Origin of the sequence: Mesorhizobium sp. B3-1-9 (genome assembly GCF_006439595.1) — a bacterium.
Classification (GTDB): domain Bacteria; phylum Pseudomonadota; class Alphaproteobacteria; order Rhizobiales; family Rhizobiaceae; genus Mesorhizobium.
Map to the genome: position 1 here is coordinate 67,592 of NZ_VFTJ01000021.1, position 20,755 is coordinate 88,346.

Genomic DNA, 20,755 nt, shown 5'->3' on the forward strand with positions numbered 1-20,755 from the left:
TCAATGCCGAAATTCGAGGCGACACGCCGCGTTGCGCACACGCCGCAAGAGATGTTCGCGCTGGTTGCCGACATCGAGGCCTATCCGCAATTCCTGCCGCTCTGTGAGTCGCTCACCGTGCGCTCTCGCAAGGAGCGCGACGGCCGCACCATCCTGGTTGCCGACATGAGCATCGGCTACAAGGCGATCCGCGAGACCTTTACCACGCAGGTGCTGCTCAATCCGGCCGAGCATGCCATCGATGTCAAATACATCGACGGTCCGTTCAAATATCTCAGCAATATCTGGCGCTTCGATCCCGCTGGCGGCGGCTGCGAGGTGCATTTCTTCATCGACTACGAATTTAAGAGCCGCATCCTGGGCGCGGTGATGGGCACGATGTTCGATCGCGCCTTCCGCATGTTCTCGGAAGCCTTCGAGAAACGGGCAGACGTCATCTATGGGGTGAAGCAAGCCTAACGCTCACCGAGCGCGCGCAGCCCAAGCTGCAGCGCGTGCCGCACCGTCTCGTGCCGGATGAATTCGCGGCCCTTGTGACCGAACAGCTGCCGCTCGGCGATAACCGGCTGTCCGGCAAGCGCTATCCCGAACCAGACAAGGCCGACCGGCTTGTCCGTCGAGCCGCCGCCCGGACCGGCAATGCCGGTGACGGCGAGCGAGAGGCTGGCTTGCGAATGCGCCAGCGCGCCTGCTGCCATCTCAAGCACCGTCTCGCGCGAGACCGCGCCATGTGCCTCAAGCGTGGCGGCGGAAACGCCGAGCATCTCCATCTTGGCTTCGTTGGAGTAGGTGACGAAGCCGCGATCGACCACGGCGGAAGACCCGGCGATGTCGGTCAGCGCCGCGATGATCAGGCCGCCGGTGCAGCTTTCGGCCGTCGCCAGCATGATGCCGCGCTGCTGACAGGCCTGGAGCAAAGCGATAGCGAGTTCGGCGTTGCTCATGCCGGCACCTCTCCCGGGTAGACGACGCTGGCGGTGGCGATCGCGGCGATGCCTTCGCCACGCCCAACAAAGCCCAGCTTCTCGTTGGTTGTCGCCTTGATCGAAATACGCTCGCGCGCGATGCCAAGCATGGCCGAAAGCGCCTCCGTCATCGCGGCGCGATGCGGCCCGACGCGCGGCGCCTCGCAGATCAACGTGATGTCGGCATTGGCGATGCGGCCGCCACGCTCGCGCACCAGCTTTGCCGCGTGCTCGACGAAGATCTTCGAGGCCGCTCTCTTCCATTGCGGGTCGGACGGCGGGAAATGCGTGCCTATGTCGCCGGCGCCGCAGGTGGCAAGCAACGCGTCGGTCAGCGCATGCAGCCCGACATCGGCGTCCGAATGGCCGGACAGTTTTCGCCCGTAGGGAATGGCGACGCCACAGAGCGTTACATGATCGCCGGGCTCGAAGGCGTGCACGTCGTAGCCATTGCCGGTGCGAATATCCGGGAAGCGCTGCTGCGCGCTCAAGAGCCGCTGGTCGGCCAATGCAATATCCCTTGCCCAGGTGAGTTTGACGTTGTCCGGCGATCCCGGAACGATCTTGACCGGTATCTGCGCCCATTCGGCGATCGCCGCGTCGTCGGTGAATTCCGTTTTCCCCAAATGATGCGCCTTTTCGTGCGCGGCGAGCAGCGGCCAGAACGGAAAGCCCTGCGGCGTCTGCGCCGCATGAAGGCCGGCTCTCGACACCGTCTCGTCGATCATGCCGGCAGCCGATTCCCGCTTCAGCGTATCGGCGACGGGCAGCGCCGGCAGCGCGCCCTGGCGCTCGCCGATCGCCTCGATGGTGCGGTCGATCAGCCCGGCGTCGACGAACGGGCGCACGGCATCGTGCACCAGCACTTTTGCGGGTGCCTGGTCCCTCAGCGCCAGGAGGCCGAGCCGGACGGAAGCCTGGCGCGAAGGGCCGCCGATCACGGCGACAAGACGATCGCCATGCGCCTCGGCCGCGCGCTGGAAGAGTTCAGCATCGTCGGCATGGATCGCCACGATCACCGGGCCGATCATTGGATGCGAGAGGAAGATATCCAATGTATGCGCGATGACGGCACGGCCGCCGATGCGCTGATATTGCTTCGGACCGTCGGCCTGTCCGGCGCGCGCGCCGCGTCCGGCGGCGACGATCACCACCCCGATCCCACCGCTTGGGCCGGCCGTTTGCTTTTCGCTTGCCTCGCTCATTCCGATCGGTCCTAGTCGGCGTGATGGCCGAAGGCCAGCATTTTCCAAAATGCGCCTTAATGTGACGTCATTGCGCGTTGCACAATGCCACATTTCTGGCTAGAGAATGTGCAACGATTGAACATGCTTGGTTTTTGTGCATGGTTGAACTGACCACTTTGGCATCGCCACTCGATGTCGGCGGCGTGAGAATCCGCAATCGCGTTTTCCTGGCGCCGATGTCGGGCATCACCGACGAGCCGTTCCGGCAGCGCGCCCACGCGCATGGCGCGGGGCTGGTCGTATCGGAAATGGTGGCAAGCGGCGAACTGGCCAAGGGCAGGGCCGGCTGCGACCTGCGCATCCGCCATTCTGGGCTGCCGGTGCATATGGTTCAGTTGGCCGGACGCGAGGTCGTCCATATGGGCGAGGGCGCACGCATAGCGGCGGGCGAGGGCGCCGATATCATCGACATCAACATGGGCTGCCCTGCGAAGAAGGTGACCGGCGGCTATGCCGGTTCGGCATTGATGCGCGACCTCGACCATGCGCTGTCGCTGATCGAGGCGGTGGTCGGCGCCGTTTCGGTGCCGGTGACGGTCAAGATGCGGCTCGGCTGGGACGAAAGCGCGCTCAACGCGCCGAGGCTGGCGCGCCGCGCCGAACAGGCCGGCGTCAAGATGGTGACAGTGCATGGCCGCACGCGCTGCCAGTTCTACCAGGGCAAGGCCGATTGGCGCGCCATCGCGCGCGTCAAGGAAGCTGTATCGATACCCGTGGTGGCCAATGGCGATGTCGGCTCGCCGGAAGAGGCGGCGACAATCCTCGAACAGTCCGGAGCAGACGCGGTGATGATCGGCCGCGCGCACTATGGCGCACCATGGATCGCCGGCGACATTGCCACAACCGCCGCCGGTGCAAGCGCGCAAGCAATTCCGCGCATGCCGCGGGCGCTCGCCGACTACGTCGTGTCCCACTACGAGGACATGCTCTCGCTCTACGGTATCGAAAGCGGCCTGCGCCAGGCGCGCAAGCATCTCGGCTGGTATCTTGACCGCCATACGGCCGATGTTTCAGCCGAGCAGCGCAAACGCATTCTGACTTCCTTCGACCCGCGGGAAGTCGTCGCCGAGCTGCGCCGCGCGTTCACTGACAGCTTGTCCTCGATCAGCCTGCGGAGCGCGGCATGAAGGCCAACGTTCCCCAGCCGGCCAATATGGCGGATGCCGCCAATATCGTGCTCAACACCATCCGCCGCCCGGTCATCATGGTCGACCTCGACGGCTTTATCACTTTTGCCAATGCCGATGCCGAGGACTTCTTCCGCTCCAGCGCGACCATGCTCGCCCGCAACACGCTGTCCAAGCTGGTGCCGTTCGGCAGCCCCCTGCTGACGCTGGTCGACCAGGTGCGCGAACGCCGCGCGCCGGTCAACGAATACCGCGTCGACGTCTCGTCGCCGCGCCTCGGCATCGAGAAGATGGTCGACCTCTATGTCGCGCCGGTGACGGAGTTTCCCGGCTCGATCGTGGTCATGTTCCAGGAACGGTCGATGGCCGACAAGATCGATCGCCAGATGACGCATCGCGGTGCCGCGCGCTCCGTCACCGGCCTGGCCGCCATGCTGGCGCATGAGATCAAGAACCCGCTCTCCGGCATCCGCGGCGCCGCCCAGCTACTCGAGCTTTCCGCTTCCGACGAGGACCGCGCGCTGACCCGCCTGATCACCGACGAGACTGACCGCATCGTCTCGTTGGTCGACCGCATGGAGGTGTTTTCCGACGAGCGGCCGATCGAGCGCTATCCGGTCAACATCCACGTCGTGCTCGATCATGTGAAGGCGATTGCCAAGAATGGTTTTGCAAGGCGGATCAAGATCTTGGAGGAATATGATCCATCATTGCCTCCGGTCTTCGCCAATCGCGACCAACTGATCCAGGTCTTCCTCAATCTGGTGAAGAACGCCGCCGAGGCGATCGGCGCCGACCCGCAGGGCGAGATCATGCTCTCGACGGCTTTCCGCCCTGGCATCCGCGTTTCCGTGCCCGGCACGCAGGACCGCGTTTCGTTGCCGCTGGAGTTCTGCGTGCATGACAACGGGCCCGGCGTCTCCGAGGACATCCTGCCGATCCTGTTCGATCCGTTCATCACCACCAAGCCCAATGGCTCAGGACTTGGGCTGGCGCTGGTAGCCAAGATCGTCGGCGAGCATGGCGGCATCATCGAATGCGATTCGACGCCGCGCGGGACGACATTCCGCATCCTGCTTCCGGCCTGGAAGGAGACCGCGCCCGGCGCAGGCGAGGAAGCTGAAGGAGACCGCACATGACCGCTCGCGGCAATATTCTCGTCGCCGACGACGATGCGGCCATCCGCACCGTGCTCAACCAGGCGCTGTCGCGGGTCGGCCACGAGGTGCGCGTCACCTCCAACGCCTCGACGCTGTGGCGCTGGGTCGCGGCGGGCGAGGGCGATCTCGTCATCACCGATGTGGTGATGCCGGACGAAAACGCCTTCGACATGCTGCCGCGTATCAAGAAGGCGCGGCCCGAGCTGCCGGTCATCGTCATGAGCGCGCAAAACACGTTCATGACCGCCATCCGCGCCTCCGAGACCGGCGCCTACGAATATCTGCCGAAGCCGTTCGACCTGACGGAGCTGCTCAACATCGTCAACCGGGCGCTGGCCGAGCCGAAGCGGCCGAAGCTCGATGCCCGCGCGGAAGACCAGCCGGAGACGATGCCGCTGGTCGGTCGATCCGCCGCCATGCAGGATATCTACCGCATGCTGGCGCGCATGATGCAGACCGACCTCACGGTCATGATCAGCGGCGAGTCAGGCACCGGCAAGGAGCTGGTGGCGCGCGCGCTGCATGAATATGGCCGCCGCCGCGGCGGCCCGTTCGTGGCCATCAACATGGCGGCGATTCCGCGCGACCTGATCGAATCGGAACTGTTCGGCCACGAGAAGGGCGCCTTCACCGGGGCGCAGAACCGCTCCAGCGGCCGTTTTGAACAGGCCGAGGGCGGCACGCTGTTCCTCGATGAGATTGGCGACATGCCGATGGAAGCGCAGACCCGGCTGCTGCGCGTGCTGCAGCAGGGCGAATACACTACGGTCGGCGGCCGCACGCCGATCAAGACCGACGTGCGTATCGTCGCGGCTACAAACAAGGATCTGCGCACGCTCATCAACCAGGGCCTCTTCCGCGAGGACCTGTTCTATCGCCTCAATGTCGTACCGCTGAGGCTGCCGGCGCTGCGCGAGCGTTCCGAGGACATCCCCGATCTGGTGCGGCACTTCTTCAAGCAGGGCGCCAGCGAGGGCTTGCAGACCAAGCGCATTTCGTCCGGCGGCATCGAGCTCATGAAGCGCTACCCCTGGCCGGGCAACGTGCGCGAGCTGGAAAACCTGGTGCGCCGGCTGGCCGCCCTCTACTCGCAGGACGAAATTTCGTCGGAAATCATTGAATCCGAGCTGAAAACGGGCGAAAGGCCGGTCGTGCCCGACGGCGGCGCGCTCATCCCCGACGATCTGTCGATCGGCCAGGCAGTCGAGCACTTCCTGCAGCGATATTTCGCCTCTTTCGCCGGCGAATTGCCGCCGGCCGGGCTCTACCAGCGCATCCTTGCCGAGGTCGAGTATCCGCTGGTGCTGGCTTCGATGACGGCGACGCGCGGCAACCAGATCAAGGCGGCGGAACTTTTGGGGCTCAACCGCAACACGCTGCGCAAGAAGATCCGCGAACTCGGCGTCAACGTCTACAAATCGGCCAGGCAGCCGTAGCGTCACCTCGTCACCTCGGTGAATTTTGTCTGGGAAAGATTATCTTCCCGGCCACACTTGTTGCATAATCGCCACAATGCGTTGCATACATCCGACGCGATGATCGACTCTGTACCGCGACATGGCAGCTGAGGCTCCGACTCTGAACCAACCGCTTTTCAACCAGACCGGCGCGCGCGACGGGCGACGGTTGCTGGCGTTGCCCGGCGTCGTCGCGATTGCCGGCGCGATGATCACGGCGGCGATCTCGTTCGCGATCCTGGTCGGCGCAACGCCGATCGCGCCGACGGCCCACGCGACCTGGGCCTTGATCGCGGCCAATGCCGTCTTTGTCCTGTTCCTCATCGCCTTGATCGCCCGCGAGGTGCGCCGCATCGTCCTCGCGCGGCGCCATGGCAGGGCCGCCTCGCGGCTGCATGTGCGCATCGTCGCCATGTTCGCGCTGGTTGCCGCCATTCCGGCCATCATGGTGGCGATCATCGCCTCGATCACGCTCGACATCGGCCTCGACCGCTGGTTCGAAATCCGCACCAAGACGATCGTCAACTCGTCGCTGTCGATTGCCGACGCCTATGTGCAGGAGAACGCGCGCAACCTGCAGGGCACGACATTGTCCATGGCGTACGATCTCGATGCCTCGCGCACGCTCTACGGCCTCGACCGGGGCGGTTTCCTCGACCTGTTGAACAAGGAAGCCGTCGGGCGCGGACTGGCGCATGCGGCCCTGATCAAGCCGGATGGCTCGTTCGTCATGAACGCCAAGACCGATGCCGATTTCCCCATGCCAGAGCCGCCCTCGGGCGCTGTCGACACCGCGTCCGACGGCAAGCCGGTGCTGATCGAGCCGCGCACCCGCAACATCATGGGCGCCATCATCAAGCTGCGGGAGATCGAAGGGCTTTACCTGTATACGATCCGGCTCGTCGATCCCGACGTGATCAAGGCGCGCCAGATCGTCAGGTCCAACACCGACGAATACCGCAATCTCGAGGACAACCGCCGGACCTCGCAGGTCGCCTTCGCGCTGCCCTATCTGTCGCTCACGCTGATCATCACGCTCTCGGCTATCTGGACCGGCATCGCGGTCGCCGACCGGATCGTGCGGCCGATCCGCCAGCTGATCGGCGCCGCCGATGAGGTGGCGACCGGCAATCTCGACGCTGCCGTTCCGGTGCGCCAGTCCGATGGCGACGTCGCCTCGCTCGGCGAGACCTTCAACAACATGATCCTGGAGCTCAAATCGCAGCGCAACGAACTGCTCTCGGCCAAGGATCTGATCGACGAGCGGCGGCGCTTCTCCGAGGCCGTGCTGGCCGGTGTCACCGCCGGCGTCATCGGCGTCGACCCTTACGGCATCATCACCATCGTCAATCGCTCGGCCGAAACCATGCTGGCGATTTCGGCAAATGCGACGCTCGGCCAGAACCTTTCAGCGGTCCTGCCGCTTGTCGGCCGCGTCTTCGAGATCGGGCGGCAGTCCGGCAAGCCGGTCTATCGCGAGCAGGTAACCTTCTTCCGCAGCGGTCTGGAGCGCACCTTCAATGTCCAGGTCACCGTCGAAGCCGCTGACGACGGCGAGGAAGAGAAATCCTACGTGGTCACGGTCGACGACATCACCGATCTCGTCCAGGCGCAGCGCTCGTCGGCCTGGGCCGACGTCGCGCGGCGCATCGCGCATGAGATCAAGAACCCGCTGACGCCGATCCAGCTTTCGGCCGAGCGCATCAAGCGCCGCTACGGCAAGGTCATTACCGAGGACCGGGAGGTCTTCGACCAGTGCACCGATACCATCATCCGCCAGGTCGAGGACATCGGCCGCATGGTCGACGAGTTCTCGGCCTTTGCCCGCATGCCGAAGCCCGAGATGAAGGCTATCGACCTGCGTGAATCGCTGCGCGAGGCGTCCTTCCTGGTCGAGGTCAGCCGCTCCGACATCGCCTTCGAACGTGATTTCGGCAGCGAGCCGTTGAAAGGCACTTTCGACAGCCGCCTGATGGCGCAGGCCTTCGGCAACGTCATCAAGAACGCGGCCGAGGCGATCGACGGACTTGATGCGCAAGACCGTTCGGACGGCACAATCCGGATTCAGGCCGGGCGCCAAGATGGCGCCATACGAATCGACGTTATCGATAACGGCAAGGGGCTGCCGCGCGAGAATCGCCAAAGGCTTCTCGAGCCCTATATGACGACACGCGAGAAGGGCACCGGGCTTGGTCTCGCTATCGTCAAGAAGATCGTGGAAGACCATGGCGGCCGTCTCGAATTGCACGACGCGCCAGCGGATTTCCATGGCGGCCGGGGCGCGATGATCTCGATCATCCTGCCCCCGGCGATGATCGTAGCCGCGCCGCCACGCGGTGAAGGTCGAAGCGAACACGAAAGAGAAACTGAAAAGGTCGGTAATGGCGTCTGACATTCTCATCGTCGATGACGAGGAAGACATCCGCGAACTTGTCGCCGGTATCCTGAGCGACGAGGGTCATGAAACACGCACGGCGCATGATGCCGACAGCGCGCTCGCGGCAATCGCCGATCGCGCGCCGCGGCTGATTTTCCTCGACATCTGGCTGCAGGGCTCGCGCCTCGACGGCCTGGCGTTGCTCGACGAGATCAAGACCATGCACCCGAACATGCCGGTGGTGATGATTTCCGGCCACGGCAACATCGAGACGGCGGTGTCGGCCATCCGGCGCGGCGCGTACGACTTCATCGAGAAGCCGTTCAAGGCCGATCGCCTCATCCTGGTCGCAGAGCGCGCGCTGGAGACGTCCAAGCTGCGGCGTGAGGTTTCCGACCTCAAGCAGCGCAGCGGCGAGACCTTCGACCTGATCGGCATGTCGTCGGCGATGAGCCAGCTGCGGCAGACCATCGAGCGCGTCGCGCCCACCAACAGCCGCGTCATGATCGTCGGTCCCTCAGGCTCCGGCAAGGAACTGACGGCGCGCGCCATCCACACGCTTTCGTCGCGCAAGACCGGTCCGTTCGTGACGCTGAGCGCGGCCACCATCACGCCCGAACGCATGGAGATCGAGCTGTTCGGCACAGAATCGAACGGCACCGAGCGCAAGGTCGGCGCGCTGGAAGAGGCGCATCGCGGCATCCTCTACATCGACGAAGTCGCCGATATGCCACGCGAAACGCAAAACAAGATCCTGCGCGTGCTGGTCGAGCAGCAATTCGAGCGGGTAGGCGGCACCAAGCGCGTCAAGGTCGATGTCCGCATCATCTCTTCGACCTCGCAGAATCTCGAAGCGATGATCGCCGACGGCCGCTTCCGCGAGGACCTTTACCATCGCCTGGCGGTGGTTCCGGTCATCGTGCCGGGGCTCGCCGAGCGGCGCGAGGACATTCCCTATCTCGTCGACAATTTCATGAAGCAGATCGCGCGCCAGGCCGGCATCAAGCCGCGCCGCATCGGCGACGATGCGCTGGCCGTGCTGCAGGCGCATAACTGGCCGGGCAACGTTCGCCAACTGCGCAACAATGTCGAGCGATTGATGATTCTGGCGCGCGGCGAAGAGGCCGATGCGCCGATCACCGCGGATCTTCTGCCCTCCGAGATCGGCGACGTGATGCCACGCACGCCCAACCAGTCGGACCAGCACATCATGGCGCTGCCGTTGCGCGAGGCCCGCGAGCAATTCGAGAAGGACTATCTGATCGCCCAGATCAACCGCTTCGGCGGCAACATCTCGAAGACGGCCGAGTTCATCGGCATGGAACGCTCGGCGCTCCACCGCAAGCTGAAGTCGCTGGGTGTGTAAAGCAATTCCAGGAAAGGTGCGCAGCGGTTAGGCTCGGCGGTTTCGCCGTAGCTGTCCGTCCGGAATTGCGTAAGACTCCCCAGGGCCGGCTTGCCAGGGGGGCCGGCTTGGCCCACGCGATTGTTCATTACGGCAGGGGCGGAATCGCCTAAGAAAGCCTGATATTTCCCTGAGGATGCCCATGCCGCGCATTGCCTATGTCAACGGGCGCTATGTCGTCCATGCCCAAGCCAGCGTCCATATTGAGGACCGTGGCTACCAGTTCGCGGACGGCGTCTATGAGGTCTGCGAAGTGGCGCGCGGCCATATCGTCGACATGCCGCGCCATCTTGCCCGGCTCAAGCGCTCGCTGAAGGAACTGTCGATCGCCTGGCCGGTCTCGGAAGGCGTCCTGCCGATGCTGCTGCGCGAGGTGGTCAATCGCAACGGCGTTATCAACGGCCTTGTCTATGTGCAGGTGACACGCGGCGTCGCCAGCCGTGAGTTCGTGTTTCCGCCGGCAGGCACGAGGCCTTCCCTCGTCATAACCGCCAGAAAGGCCGATCCGGCCGCGGCGGCGAAGCGGGTGGAAGCCGGCATCAAGGTCATCACGGTGCCTGAGAATCGCTGGGACCGCGTCGACATCAAGAGCACGGGCCTCTTGCCCAATGTGCTCGCCAAGCAGAAGGCCAAGGAAGCCGGCGCCCAGGAAGCCTGGTTCGTCGACACCGACGGCAACGTCAAGGAAGGCGGCTCGTCCAACGCCTGGATCGTCACCCGGGACGGCGTCTTGGTGACCCGGCCGGCCGAGCACGGCATCCTGCGCGGCATCACCCGCACGACGCTTTTCGACGTCGCCGCAAAGCTCGGCCTCAAGATCGAAGAACGTGGTTTTTCGGTCACCGAGGCCAAGGCGGCCAGGGAAGCGTTCATCAGTTCGGCGACGACAATCGCCATGCCGGTGGTCGAAATTGACGGCGCGCCGATCGCAAATGGACATCCTGGTTCCATGACACTTTCGTTGCGGCAGGCCTTTTTTGACGTTGCGGAAAAAAGTCCAGCCTGATAACCGCACAACTGGAATTAACCTCAACTATCTCATTCTGCTTGCCATTGTGTCGGCAAGAGGGGGTTTGCTCGCTTGACAGGTGCCGCGTAATTTGGCGCATTGGCCCGCAAACCGAAGGGGATCGGCGAAAGACAAGAAAAATGGCGGAACGATCGCAAAACCTTCAGGACCTGTTCCTGAATTCAGTTCGCAAGAGCAAAAATCCACTTACCATCTTCCTCATCAACGGTGTGAAGCTGACCGGTGTCGTCACTTCGTTCGACAATTTTTGTGTGTTGTTGCGGCGTGACGGGCACTCCCAGCTCGTCTACAAGCACGCCATTTCCACGATCATGCCGAGCCAGCCGGTTCAGATGTTCGATGGCGAGGAAAGCCAGGGCGCCTGATTGGCACGTGATAAGGACGCGGACCGCAGCGTTCGCGGGAAACAAGGACATCAACTCGGGCCGGAATCCAAGGATCCGACCCGGGCCGTTGTCATTGTGCCGGTGCTTACCCGCCAGCCGCGCGGCGACGATGAGACGAGTCGCCCGCGTCTGAGCCGTTCGGCGGATGCACGCCACGACGAAGCGGTCGGCCTTGCCAGCGCCATCGATCTCAACCCGGTTCACACCGCGGTGGTGACGGTTGCCGATCCGCGGCCGGCCACGCTGCTCGGCAGCGGCAAGGTGGCCGAGTTCGCGGATATCGTGAAGGAACGCAAGGCGGAACTGGTCATTGTCGACCATCCGCTGACCCCGGTGCAGCAGCGCAATCTCGAAAAGGAACTGAACGCCAAGGTGCTCGATCGCACCGGGCTCATCCTCGAGATCTTCGGCGAGCGGGCGCGCACCAAGGAAGGCACGCTGCAGGTCGAGCTCGCCCATCTCAACTACCAGAAGGGCCGCCTGGTGCGGAGCTGGACCCACCTCGAGCGGCAGCGCGGCGGCGCCGGCTTCCTCGGCGGTCCCGGCGAAACCCAGATCGAATCCGACCGTCGCATCCTGCAGGACAAGATCACCAAGCTGAAGCACGAGCTGGAAACGGTGCGGCGCACACGCGACCTGCACCGCGCCAAGCGCAAGAAGGTGCCTTTCCCGGTGGTGGCGATCGTCGGCTACACCAATGCCGGCAAGTCGACGCTGTTCAACCGGTTGACCGGGGCAGGGGTGCTGGCCGAGGACATGCTGTTCGCAACGCTTGATCCGACGTTGCGGCGCGTGCGGCTGCCGCACGGCACGCCGGTCATCCTGTCGGACACGGTGGGCTTCATCTCCGATTTGCCGACGCATCTGGTGGCAGCCTTCCGGGCGACGTTGGAAGAAGTCGTCGAGGCGGATCTGGTGCTTCATCTGCGTGACATCTCCGATCCGGACACGGCCGCCCAGGCCGAGGACGTCGAACGCATCCTCGGCGATCTTGGTGTCGACGCCGCCGACGCGAACCGCGTGATCGAGGTCTGGAACAAGATCGATCTGCTCGACGAAGGTAATCGCGAGCGGCTGCTTGACGAAGGGGCAAGCGGCAAGTCTCCGCCGATAGCCATTTCAGCGGTGACCGGCGAAGGACTGGACACGCTGAAAGCGCTCATCGAAACGCGGGTGTCGGGCGAATTGGAAACGATGACCGTGACGTTGAGCCCGGCTCAACTCGGCCAGGTCGACTGGCTCTACCGCAACGGCGACGTCGTTTCGCGCACCGACAATGAGGACGGCAGCGTCACCCTCTCGCTCACGGCCACGCATAGCGCCAGGCGGGAAATCGAGAGCCGCCTGCATCGCAAGGGCAGCTAATCGGCTGATTCCTTGGCGCTTTTGGCCTGCTGCCAGAGCGCTTCCATTTCGTCGAGCGTTGCCTTCTCCAGTGAACCGCCCGAAGCCTCCAAAGCTTGCTCGAGATAGTGAAAGCGCGAGCGGAACTTGTCGTTGGTGCCGCTGAGCGCCGCTTCCGAATCGAGCTTGAGGTGGCGGCCGAGATTGACGACGGCAAACAGCATGTCGCCGAACTCGTCCTTGATCGGTGCCGCGTCACCGGTGGCGAGCGCCTCGCGCAATTCGCCGATCTCTTCCTCTATTTTGTCGAGGATCGAGGCTGCCTCGCTCCAGTCGAAGCCGACGCGCGCTGCCTTCTCCTGCAGCTTCAGGGCGCGCGTCAGGGCAGGGAGCGCGACCGGGACGCTGTCGAGATAGCCTTTGCCGTGATCTTCCGGATCGAGCCCGCGCGCGAGCCGGGCGTCGCGCTTCTCGGCTTTTTCAACCGCCTTGATCTTCTCCCACATGCCCTTGGCCATGCCGGCGCTGCGCGCCTTCTCGTCGCCGAAGACGTGCGGATGGCGGCGGATCATCTTGGTGGTGATGGCCTCGACGACATCGCCGAAAGCGAACTCGCCGATCTCCTCGGCCATCTGCGCGTGGTAGACGACCTGCAGCAGCATATCGCCCAATTCCTCGCGCAGATCGTCGAAATCGCCGCGCGCGATCGCGTCGGCCACTTCATAGGCCTCCTCGATCGTGTAGGGCGCGATGGTCGTAAAATTCTGCTCGATATCCCAGGGGCAGCCGGTCTTCGGCGCTCGCAGCGCTGCCATGATCTCGATCAGCCGGGAAATGTCTTTGGAGGGCTTCATGAATTGAGCCTATCCTGCGGTCAGCGTCCGACCAATCCTGGCCGGACACTGAAACGAGTTGTCCACAGCCTCAGTCAAGCACCGAAACGATCGCCTTGGCGAGGTCGTCCATGCCGTCCTCCGGCAGGCCGGCCACGTTGATGCGGCTGTCGCCGACCATATAGACGGCGTGCTCGGTGCGCAGGCGTTCGACTTGCGCCTCGGTCAAGCCGAGCCGCGAAAACATGCCGCGATGGCTGGCGACGAAATCGAAGCGATCGGAGTTGGACTGACGCCTGAGGGCTTCGGCGAAGGCGACGCGCAGCCTGAGCATGCGCAGCCGCATCTCCTCGAGCTCCGTCTCCCAATCCTTTCTCAGGCTGGCGTCCTCCAGCACCATGCGCACGGCTGCCGCGCCATGGTCCGGCGGCATCGAATAGAGCACGCGCGCCGCCGCCAGCATCTGGCTCATCGCCACGTCGGCTTGGGCGCCGTCCTTGGCCATGATCATCGCGGCGCCGACGCGGTCGCGATAGACGGCGAAATTCTTCGAGCAGCTCGAGGCGATGACCATTTCCGGCACCTTGCCGGCCAAGAGCCGCAGACCGGCGGCGTCTGCGTCGAGGCCCTCGCCAAAACCCTGGTAGGCAATGTCGACGAACGGCAACAGGCCGCGCTCCAGCAGCACATCGGCGACCTTGGCCCACTGCGCGGCATTGAGATTGGCGCCGGTCGGGTTGTGGCAGCAGCCATGCAGCAGCACGACATCGCCGCTGTTGGCCGTCCTGAGCGTCGCCAGCATCTCGTCGAAGCGGACAGCGCCGGAAGCAGCATCGAAATAAGGATAGTCGCGGACTTGCAGACCGGCGGCGCGCATCACCGGCAGATGGTTCGGCCAGGTCGGGTCGGACAGCCAGACCGTCGCGCCGGCGCGCGTGCGCTGCAGAAGCTCCGCCGCCAGCCTGAGCGCGCCGGATCCGCCCGGCGCCTGTGCCGCGCGGATGCGCGAAGGGTCGGCCTTCTCGCCGAAGGCGAGCTTGATCATGGCGGCGTTGAAGCCGGTATCGCCGGCAAGGCCGAGATAGGTCTTGGTGTCCTGGCTGGCCAGCAGCCGCTTCTCGGCCTCGCGCACGGCGCGCATCACCGGCGTCCTGCCGTCGATGTCCTTGTAGACGCCGACACCGAGGTCGACTTTGCCGGGCCGCGGGTCGTTGCGATAGAGGCCGATCAGGGCAAGGATCTTGTCGGCGGGGGCGGGCTGCAGGGTCTCGAACATCGAAAAGGACTCCAATGGCGGCGGATTGATACGCAAATCGACCCCGCGGCGCCAGCGGTTTCCTCAGACACGGGCGGCACGAAAAGAAATGCCGGGCAGGGGATTAAAATCCCTACATGCTCCGTAAACAGGGCATGAAACGGTCGATGGCACGCTTCGACATCGTTGGGCAGTTGGGGTCGCTGCGGCGCTACGCGCGCTCGCTGACGCGCGACAGCGCCGACGCCGAGGATCTCGTCCATGACGCGCTGGTGCGCGCCTATGAGCGACGCGCGACCTTTCGCTCGGGCGGCAATTTGCGTGCCTGGCTTCTGGCGATCGTGCACAACATCTTCATCGACCGCATGCGCTCGCGCCGCTCCGAGGCGGCGCGCATCGAACAGGCCGGCTTCGTTGCCGACCAAAGCGTGCCGGCATCGCAGGACCATGCGGTGCGCCTGTCCCAGGTCCGGGAAGCGTTTTTCTCGCTCCCGGAGGAACAGCGCTCCGCCCTGCACCTCGTCGCCATCGAAGGGCTATCCTATCAGCAGGCCGCCGAAGTCATCGGCGTGCCGCTCGGAACGCTGATGTCGCGCATCGGCCGCGCGCGTGCCGCGCTGCGCGAGGTGGAAGAGGGCGCGGCGCCGAAAGCCAGGCCTCATCTCAGGATCGTGGGAGACGATCAATGACCGCCATTGTCGACCCCGTAACCGATGCCGACCTCGACGCCTATGTCGACGACCAATTGGATGTCGCCCGCCGCATAGAGGTCGAGGCGTTCCTCGCCGCGCGCCCGGAAGCGGCGGCGCGCGTGATGTCCGATTTGAGGACGCGCGACGAACTGCGAGTCGCGCTTGCGGGCCCCATCGGCATGGCGCGTCCGGCCACGACAGAAGCGGCGCGGCGGCTGGAAAGGGCACTTGCCAGGGGGCGTATCCTTGCCGTGCTGCAGCGGGCCGCGGCCGCGGCCGTGCTGGTCGCGGCGGGCTGGCTGGCCAACGGCATTTTCGGGCCGATCGCGGTGACCAAGGTGGTCGCCTCGACGCAGCCGCCGGCCTATGTCGAGGATGCGGTCAGGGCGCACCGCACGACTTTGGTGCGCGAGACGATGCCGTCGCAGCAGGAGGCGCCGGGCTACGATGCCGACGAGATCCGCGCCGCCACCGCGATCGTCATGCCGTCGCTGCCCGACGACTGGAAGATCCGCGACGTCCAGGTCTACCCCTCGCAATTCGGGCCGAGCGTCGAGGTGGCGGTCGAGACCAAGGATCTCGGTCTCGTCTCGCTGTTCGCCATCAGGCCCGGCACGTTCGACGTCGTGAAGCCCACGGTCGCGCCCTCCAATGACATTTCGACTGCGTATTTCCAGATCGGCGAGGTCGCCTATGCCGTGGTCGGACGCAGCGACGCCGGCAATCTCGACCATGCCGCCGAGAAACTCGCCAGAACGCTCTACTGAAAACAGACCCTCTACCGAGAACCAAGGAGAACCAAATGAACAGCCCCAATCTGGGATACCGAACGGGCGCCGGCGTGCAGGCCGGAGCCGTCTATGACCAGGGCCTGCGCAAGCACATGCTGCGCGTCTACAACTATATGGGCCTCGGCCTCGTCGTCACCGGCCTCGTCGCCTTCTTCGTGGCCTCGACACCCGCGCTCTATGTGCCGATCTTCTCCAGCCCACTGAAATGGGTGGTGATGCTGGCGCCGCTCGCCTTCGTCATGCTCTTCTCGTTCAGGATGCAGACCATGTCGGCCTCGGGCGCGCAGGCGATGTTCTGGGCCTTCTGCGCAGTGATGGGCCTTTCGCTCGCCTCGGTGTTCCTGGTCTTCACCTCGACCAGCATCGCGCGCACCTTCTTCATCGCCGCCACGATGTTCGGCGCCACCAGCCTCTACGGCTACACGACCAGGCGCGACCTGACGCAGTTCTCGTCCTTTCTGATCATGGGCCTGATCGGCGTGGTCATCGCCAGCCTGGTCAACCTGTTCCTCGGCTCGACCGCGCTGCAGTTCGCCATCTCGGTGATCGGCATTGCCGTCTTCGTCGGCCTGACCGCCTGGGACACGCAGACGATCAAGGAGCAGTATGCGGAGAATTTCGACGCGGAATCGCAGCACAAGCTCGCCGTCTTCGGCGCCTTCTCGCTCTATCTGAACTTCATCAACATCTTCCAGCTGCTCTTGAATTTCACCGGTGAGCGCGAATAAGCCGGACCGTAGCAGGCAACACTGCTGACCTCGGCGTGGCCGGAGGGAAACCTCCGGCCATTTTTTGTCGATTGCGCACCAAGGCGTCCAGGACCAAGGTGCGATCTGCCTGCCGCGCTTGAGTTCACGCGCGGCCTTTTGCTAGCCTGCCGGCCAGACCAGCCAGCCGCGAGGACGCAATGGAACAACTGACGCTTCATGCTGACGGCATTTCGGCGACCGTCGTCGGGCAGGGGGCCGAGCTGGTCTCGCTGCGCGATGGCGACGGCACCGAGCTTCTGTGGCAGGCAGGCCCCGTCTGGCGCCGTCATTCGCCGGTCCTGTTCCCGATCGTCGGCCGGCTCAAGGGCGACCAGCTGCGGCATCGCGGCCAAACCCATCCGATGACGCAGCACGGCTTTGCCCGCGACCGGCGCTTTGCCTGGGCGGAGCAGGGGCCGACCTCCTGCACATTGGTGCTGACGGATGATGCCGAGACGCGAACGCACTATCCCTTCGCCTTTCGCCTCGCCATCGGCTACGAGCTGAAACCCCGGCAGCTCGGCGTGACCTTCGAGATCGCCAACACGGGCGACGAGCCGCTGCCCGCCTCGATCGGCGCGCATCCGGCGTTCAACTGGCCGCTGCTGCCGGAACTACCCAAGGAGGCCTACCGGCTGACCTTCGCCGACAATGAACCGTCGCCGGTCCGCCGCCTGAAGGACGGCCTGCTGCTGCCGGACCTGCAACCGACACCCATCGAGGGAAAGACGTTGCCGCTTTCCGAAAAACTGTTCGACGATGACGCCGTCATCCTCGACAAGCCGGCCAGCACCAGTGTGCGCTATGCCGCGGCGCGGGGGCCGGCGATCGAGGTGTCCTGGCAGGGTTTCAACGAGCTGGGCATCTGGTCCAAGCCCGGCGGCGCGCCCTTCCTGTGCATCGAGCCCTGGCACGGCATCGCCAGTCCCGTCGATTTCGACGGCGAATTCGCCGACAAGCCGGGCGTCATGCTGATCGAGCCGGCCGGCCGGCGCGTGCTGAGTTACCGGATAGGCCTCAGCCGGGGACCGTAGGGCATGGCATACGCCATCAAGACCGAAATCGAGGACCCGGCAGCGGAGACGTTCGTGTTCGCCGCCCAGAAAACCATGTATGGCGGCAAGCGCATCGCCGAGGGCGACATCATCTTCCTGTTCGCCAGCGAGAACGAAGGCGGGCAGGGGCTTGTCGCACGCGGCGTCGTGACCTCCTCGGCGGCTATCCCAAGACGCTCCGATCTCGTACGGCAGACGCCGCGCGTCAGCGTTGCCGTCCACCGCACCGCCATGGCAACGAGACGCTTGGGTCGCGATGAGCTCAAGCGCTTCAAGGATTGGAAGGACGGCCGGCCCGAGACCGAGCTCAACTTCAAATTCTACCGCCAGGCGACCAACAAGATCGTTGGTGTTTCAGACGAGGCATCGGCATTTCTGAACAGCTTTTTCTAGACCATCCGATCGGATCTCAGCCGGTCTGCCGGACAATGGCGCCGATCACGTTGACAAGAAGACGGGCGGCCGTGAGCGCCGACACGCCGTCAATATCGGCGGGAGGATAAAGCTCGACAAGGTCGAATCCAGCAATCCTCGCCCGCTTGCCGAGGCCTGCGATCAGATCGATCGCTTGCGTGTAGGTGAGGCCGCCGGGCGTGCGCGCGGCCACTCCCGGCATGATCGATGGATCGAGGCTGTCGGAGTCGAAAGTGACGACGACACGCGCGCCTTCCGGAATGTGCCGCAAAGCGGCTTCGACGCCCTGGGCGTGAACCTCGCGGGCCGTGACAAAGCGGCTGCCGTAGCGCCAGGCAAGCGAGACGGTGCCGAGCGGAAATGGCCGACAGGCAGTGGCCAGAACATTGATGCCGGACAATGTAGCCCAGGCGTCGGCCGCGTTCGGGCCGGCCAGACCTCAAGGACTGTTCTATTGCCGTTCCAGGAAGTCGACCATCAACGACGCAGCTTGGTTGGCATGCGTTTCCAGCAGGAAATGAGGCCCGTCGAGAATGTGTGCTTCCATCCTCGGCAGGGCCTGCATCCATGATAGCGTCTCTGCCAGGTCAAAGAACGTGTCATGCCGACCCCACAGCATCAGGGCGCGAGGCTGCCGGCGCTGCAGATAGTCCGCAATCGCGTCGAAACCAGCGACGTAGTTGCCATAGTCCGCAATAAGCGCGCGCTGCGTCTCGATGCCTCCGGGGCGCTGCATCACGCGCCAGTCTTCCTCCCAGTTCTCCTGCGGAATTTGTGCGGCCACATCGTCGGGAACACCTGCCACATACTGATCGCGCGTGCCCTCGAAGGTCAGATGCGCGGTGGCTTTCGCTTCATTGTCGCGATTCGGATTGGCCCAAAAGTCCTGCGTCGCCTTCCATGATGGCCCCATTCCGCTCCGATGCGCGTTGGCGTTCTGGACGATCAAGCCCAACACCGCATCGGGAGCCTGCATGGCTATCCGCAGGCCGACCGGCGCGCCAAAGTCATGCAGGTAGATGTAGCGCGAGCAGACCGAGAGGTGGCCGAGCAACTCCGAGATCGCATCGGCAAAACCATCAAAAGACGGCTCGGACAGAGCATCGGACATGCCGAACCCAGGCATGTCGGGAGCAACCACATAAGCCACCTTCGACAATGCGGGAATAACGTGGCGAAAGGTCCTGGAGGAACTCGGAAAACCGTGAAGAAGCAGAAGAGCCGGTTTGGAGGGCTCTCCAGCCGTGAGGAAAGACAATTCCGTGCCGCTCGCCAACTCAAGCCGTGAACGCATGCAAAGGTCCTCAAACCGCTCAGCAGGCCAACGCGAGGTTCGGCGGTTGAGTTCCGAGCACTTGCTGCCGCAATGAGGGACGACTCCTGTTCGTACCCGTTAATGCGCAACAGCTCCGTGCGGCTAGCGAGCAGGGCTGTATGACGCAGCGCTTTCGACATCTCTGTGGCCACACCGGAAAGTCGCATAAGATAGATTATGGAACTAACGGGTCGGGCGCATACCCAGGAATTGCTGCGGCTTTCGCTGCTGGCGACGAACTCCGCGGATTACTCCCCGTAACGCTTCGCGACTTCGATATCTCTACCGAACGTTCGACAGACGAACTGCAACACAAACTGAGCAGCTGACGCTATCGTTCTGACTCGTAAGGGATTTCGAGCACCATGCCGTCATAGGCTGGCACCACGTGATCCGGCGTTTCGGCCATCACGGCGGCGTAGTCGAGCGGCACATGCATATGCGTCAGTACGGCATTCCTCGGCGCCAGCTTTTCGATCCACTCCAGCGCCTGGCCGAGCGACAGATGGCTGGGATGCGTGTTGTACTGCAGCGCATCGATGACCAGCATGTCGAGGCCGCGCAGGCGCTCGGCGGTGGCGTCCGGGAAGCCGCTGATATCCGGGCAATAGGCAAGCCCGCCGATGCGGAAGCCCAGCGAGATGATGTCGCCATGGAACTGCGGCAGCGGCTCAAGGGCGAGCGCGCCCCCCTCGCCTTCGACCACGACCGGCTTCGCGTGGTCGATGATGTGAGCCTCGACGATCGGCGGATAAGAGCTGCCGGGTGGCGTCTCGAAGCAATAGCTGAACGCCTGGCGCAGCCGAAGCATGGTCGGCTCGTCGGCATGGACATCGATGCGATGGCGTTGCTCGAGCACGTAGCCGCGCAGATCGTCGATGCCGTGGATATGGTCGGCATGCGGATGCGTGTAGACGACCGCGTCGATGCGCTTGACGGAGGCCAGCAGCATCTGCTCGCGGAAATCCGGCCCGGTGTCGATGACGACCGTGGTACGCGCGCCGTCGGCGGCAATACGCTCGACCAGCGCGGCCGTGCGCATGCGTCGGTTCTTCGGATTCTTGGGGTCGCAATTGCCCCAATCGCCGGTGATGCGCGGCGTGCCGGGCGATGAGCCGCAACCAAGAACGGTAAAGCGCAGCCGGTCGCCCAT

At 64.2% G+C, this 20,755-nt stretch carries 20 protein-coding genes and 1 pseudogene; 14 read left to right on the forward strand and 7 right to left on the reverse strand.

Annotation, left to right across the window (positions count from 1 at the left end; genetic code table 11):
* The first annotated feature begins 3 nt into the window (after nt 1–3).
* The gene (locus tag FJW07_RS26775) at nt 4–459 is read left to right on the forward strand and encodes a type II toxin-antitoxin system RatA family toxin (protein WP_140785016.1); all 456 of its coding nucleotides are present in this window, start codon (nt 4–6) and stop codon (nt 457–459) included.
* Here FJW07_RS26775 and FJW07_RS26780 read toward each other — a convergent pair.
* Both FJW07_RS26780 and FJW07_RS26785 read right to left on the reverse strand, forming a co-directional pair.
* Entirely contained in the window at nt 456–944 is a 489-nt protein-coding gene (locus tag FJW07_RS26780) for a CinA family protein (RefSeq protein ID WP_140859351.1), read from the reverse strand. The two genes, FJW07_RS26775 and FJW07_RS26780, sit on opposite strands and share 4 nt — an antisense overlap.
* Nucleotides 941–2,170: a bifunctional 2-C-methyl-D-erythritol 4-phosphate cytidylyltransferase/2-C-methyl-D-erythritol 2,4-cyclodiphosphate synthase gene (locus FJW07_RS26785; protein ID WP_140859352.1), complete on the reverse strand. Its 1,230-nt coding sequence runs from the start codon at nt 2,168–2,170 to the stop codon at nt 941–943. Before FJW07_RS26785 ends, FJW07_RS26780 begins: the two co-directional genes overlap by 4 nt.
* A gap of 140 nt (nt 2,171–2,310) precedes the next feature.
* On the opposite strand from FJW07_RS26785, the gene dusB reads away from it, so the two are divergent.
* The 8 genes from dusB (at nt 2,311) to hflX (ending at nt 12,519) form a co-directional block, all read left to right on the forward strand.
* Nucleotides 2,311–3,339, forward strand: a complete 1,029-nt coding sequence (gene dusB / locus FJW07_RS26790; RefSeq protein ID WP_140859353.1) for a tRNA dihydrouridine synthase DusB — start codon at nt 2,311–2,313, stop codon at nt 3,337–3,339.
* Nucleotides 3,336–4,478 carry a nitrogen regulation protein NR(II) gene (locus FJW07_RS26795; RefSeq protein ID WP_140859354.1) on the forward strand — a complete coding sequence of 381 codons (1,143 nt, stop codon included), beginning with the start codon at nt 3,336–3,338 and terminating at the stop codon, nt 4,476–4,478. Before dusB ends, FJW07_RS26795 begins: the two co-directional genes overlap by 4 nt.
* Complete coding sequence (gene ntrC, locus FJW07_RS26800; protein WP_140657239.1) at nt 4,475–5,935, forward strand: nitrogen regulation protein NR(I); 1,461 nt, start codon at nt 4,475–4,477, stop codon at nt 5,933–5,935. Before FJW07_RS26795 ends, ntrC begins: the two co-directional genes overlap by 4 nt.
* A 121-nt stretch (nt 5,936–6,056) precedes the next feature.
* Nucleotides 6,057–8,348 carry a PAS domain-containing sensor histidine kinase gene (locus FJW07_RS26805; RefSeq protein ID WP_140785018.1) on the forward strand — a complete coding sequence of 764 codons (2,292 nt, stop codon included), beginning with the start codon at nt 6,057–6,059 and terminating at the stop codon, nt 8,346–8,348.
* Nucleotides 8,338–9,699 carry a sigma-54 dependent transcriptional regulator gene (locus tag FJW07_RS26810; RefSeq protein WP_140646227.1) on the forward strand — a complete coding sequence of 454 codons (1,362 nt, stop codon included), beginning with the start codon at nt 8,338–8,340 and terminating at the stop codon, nt 9,697–9,699. The genes FJW07_RS26805 and FJW07_RS26810 overlap by 11 nt, the downstream gene beginning before the upstream one ends.
* Before the next feature lie 181 nt (nt 9,700–9,880).
* On the forward strand, nt 9,881–10,744 hold the full coding sequence (locus tag FJW07_RS26815; protein ID WP_140708902.1) for a D-amino-acid transaminase: 864 nt from the start codon (nt 9,881–9,883) through the stop codon (nt 10,742–10,744).
* Nucleotides 10,745–10,887: 143 nt separating this feature from the next.
* Nucleotides 10,888–11,133, forward strand: a complete 246-nt coding sequence (gene hfq / locus FJW07_RS26820; RefSeq protein ID WP_006202172.1) for an RNA chaperone Hfq — start codon at nt 10,888–10,890, stop codon at nt 11,131–11,133.
* The gene (gene hflX / locus FJW07_RS26825; RefSeq protein WP_140785020.1) at nt 11,134–12,519 is read left to right on the forward strand and encodes a GTPase HflX; all 1,386 of its coding nucleotides are present in this window, start codon (nt 11,134–11,136) and stop codon (nt 12,517–12,519) included. It abuts the gene before it with no gap.
* Here the strand turns inward: hflX and mazG are convergent.
* Both mazG and FJW07_RS26835 read right to left on the reverse strand, forming a co-directional pair.
* Nucleotides 12,516–13,352 (reverse strand): nucleoside triphosphate pyrophosphohydrolase, encoded by an 837-nt coding sequence (mazG, locus tag FJW07_RS26830; protein WP_140859355.1) that lies wholly within the window; start codon nt 13,350–13,352, stop codon nt 12,516–12,518. The two genes, hflX and mazG, sit on opposite strands and share 4 nt — an antisense overlap.
* Nucleotides 13,353–13,422: 70 nt before the next feature.
* A complete protein-coding gene (locus FJW07_RS26835) occupies nt 13,423–14,607 on the reverse strand; it encodes an amino acid aminotransferase (protein ID WP_140859356.1) in 1,185 nt (394 codons plus the stop codon).
* 146 nt (nt 14,608–14,753) lie between these two features.
* On the opposite strand from FJW07_RS26835, the gene FJW07_RS26840 reads away from it, so the two are divergent.
* From FJW07_RS26840 to FJW07_RS26860, 5 genes are all read left to right on the forward strand, one after another.
* Nucleotides 14,754–15,275, forward strand: coding sequence for a sigma-70 family RNA polymerase sigma factor (locus FJW07_RS26840; RefSeq protein WP_246680878.1), 522 nt, complete (start codon nt 14,754–14,756; stop codon nt 15,273–15,275).
* Nucleotides 15,272–16,045: an anti-sigma factor gene (locus FJW07_RS26845; RefSeq protein WP_140859358.1), complete on the forward strand. Its 774-nt coding sequence runs from the start codon at nt 15,272–15,274 to the stop codon at nt 16,043–16,045. The genes FJW07_RS26840 and FJW07_RS26845 overlap by 4 nt, the downstream gene beginning before the upstream one ends.
* A 35-nt stretch (nt 16,046–16,080) precedes the next feature.
* The gene (locus FJW07_RS26850; protein WP_140859359.1) at nt 16,081–16,797 is read left to right on the forward strand and encodes a Bax inhibitor-1/YccA family protein; all 717 of its coding nucleotides are present in this window, start codon (nt 16,081–16,083) and stop codon (nt 16,795–16,797) included.
* Between the two features lie 179 nt (nt 16,798–16,976).
* Complete coding sequence (locus FJW07_RS26855; RefSeq protein ID WP_140859360.1) at nt 16,977–17,852, forward strand: aldose 1-epimerase family protein; 876 nt, start codon at nt 16,977–16,979, stop codon at nt 17,850–17,852.
* Between the two features lie 3 nt (nt 17,853–17,855).
* A complete protein-coding gene (locus FJW07_RS26860; RefSeq protein ID WP_140859361.1) occupies nt 17,856–18,266 on the forward strand; it encodes a hypothetical protein in 411 nt (136 codons plus the stop codon).
* A 16-nt stretch (nt 18,267–18,282) separates the two neighbouring features.
* Here FJW07_RS26860 and FJW07_RS26865 read toward each other — a convergent pair.
* The 3 genes and pseudogenes from FJW07_RS26865 to FJW07_RS26875 form a co-directional block, all read right to left on the reverse strand.
* Nucleotides 18,283–18,624: pseudogene (locus FJW07_RS26865) on the reverse strand (arginase family protein); the annotation flags it as partial.
* Nucleotides 18,625–18,738: 114 nt separating this feature from the next.
* Entirely contained in the window at nt 18,739–19,581 is an 843-nt protein-coding gene (locus FJW07_RS26870; protein WP_140859362.1) for an alpha/beta fold hydrolase, read from the reverse strand.
* Between the two features lie 352 nt (nt 19,582–19,933).
* Nucleotides 19,934–20,755: an MBL fold metallo-hydrolase gene (locus FJW07_RS26875; protein WP_140859363.1), complete on the reverse strand. Its 822-nt coding sequence runs from the start codon at nt 20,753–20,755 to the stop codon at nt 19,934–19,936.

What these genes read in the sequence shown, in the direction of transcription:
- FJW07_RS26775 (WP_140785016.1), top strand. Translation starts at nt 4, where the DNA reads ATGCCGAAATTCGAGGCGACACGCCGCGTTGCGCACACGCCGCAAGAG.
- FJW07_RS26780 (WP_140859351.1), bottom strand. Translation starts at nt 944, where the DNA reads ATGAGCAACGCCGAACTCGCTATCGCTTTGCTCCAGGCCTGTCAGCAG.
- FJW07_RS26785 (WP_140859352.1), bottom strand. Translation starts at nt 2,170, where the DNA reads ATGAGCGAGGCAAGCGAAAAGCAAACGGCCGGCCCAAGCGGTGGGATC.
- dusB (WP_140859353.1), top strand. Translation starts at nt 2,311, where the DNA reads ATGGTTGAACTGACCACTTTGGCATCGCCACTCGATGTCGGCGGCGTG.
- FJW07_RS26795 (WP_140859354.1), top strand. Translation starts at nt 3,336, where the DNA reads ATGAAGGCCAACGTTCCCCAGCCGGCCAATATGGCGGATGCCGCCAAT.
- ntrC (WP_140657239.1), top strand. Translation starts at nt 4,475, where the DNA reads ATGACCGCTCGCGGCAATATTCTCGTCGCCGACGACGATGCGGCCATC.
- FJW07_RS26805 (WP_140785018.1), top strand. Translation starts at nt 6,057, where the DNA reads ATGGCAGCTGAGGCTCCGACTCTGAACCAACCGCTTTTCAACCAGACC.
- FJW07_RS26810 (WP_140646227.1), top strand. Translation starts at nt 8,338, where the DNA reads ATGGCGTCTGACATTCTCATCGTCGATGACGAGGAAGACATCCGCGAA.
- FJW07_RS26815 (WP_140708902.1), top strand. Translation starts at nt 9,881, where the DNA reads ATGCCGCGCATTGCCTATGTCAACGGGCGCTATGTCGTCCATGCCCAA.
- hfq (WP_006202172.1), top strand. Translation starts at nt 10,888, where the DNA reads ATGGCGGAACGATCGCAAAACCTTCAGGACCTGTTCCTGAATTCAGTT.
- mazG (WP_140859355.1), bottom strand. Translation starts at nt 13,352, where the DNA reads ATGAAGCCCTCCAAAGACATTTCCCGGCTGATCGAGATCATGGCAGCG.
- FJW07_RS26835 (WP_140859356.1), bottom strand. Translation starts at nt 14,607, where the DNA reads ATGTTCGAGACCCTGCAGCCCGCCCCCGCCGACAAGATCCTTGCCCTG.
- FJW07_RS26840 (WP_246680878.1), top strand. Translation starts at nt 14,754, where the DNA reads ATGGCACGCTTCGACATCGTTGGGCAGTTGGGGTCGCTGCGGCGCTAC.
- FJW07_RS26845 (WP_140859358.1), top strand. Translation starts at nt 15,272, where the DNA reads ATGACCGCCATTGTCGACCCCGTAACCGATGCCGACCTCGACGCCTAT.
- FJW07_RS26850 (WP_140859359.1), top strand. Translation starts at nt 16,081, where the DNA reads ATGAACAGCCCCAATCTGGGATACCGAACGGGCGCCGGCGTGCAGGCC.
- FJW07_RS26855 (WP_140859360.1), top strand. Translation starts at nt 16,977, where the DNA reads ATGGAACAACTGACGCTTCATGCTGACGGCATTTCGGCGACCGTCGTC.
- FJW07_RS26860 (WP_140859361.1), top strand. Translation starts at nt 17,856, where the DNA reads ATGGCATACGCCATCAAGACCGAAATCGAGGACCCGGCAGCGGAGACG.
- FJW07_RS26870 (WP_140859362.1), bottom strand. Translation starts at nt 19,581, where the DNA reads ATGCGTTCACGGCTTGAGTTGGCGAGCGGCACGGAATTGTCTTTCCTC.
- FJW07_RS26875 (WP_140859363.1), bottom strand. Translation starts at nt 20,755, where the DNA reads ATGGGCGACCGGCTGCGCTTTACCGTTCTTGGTTGCGGCTCATCGCCC.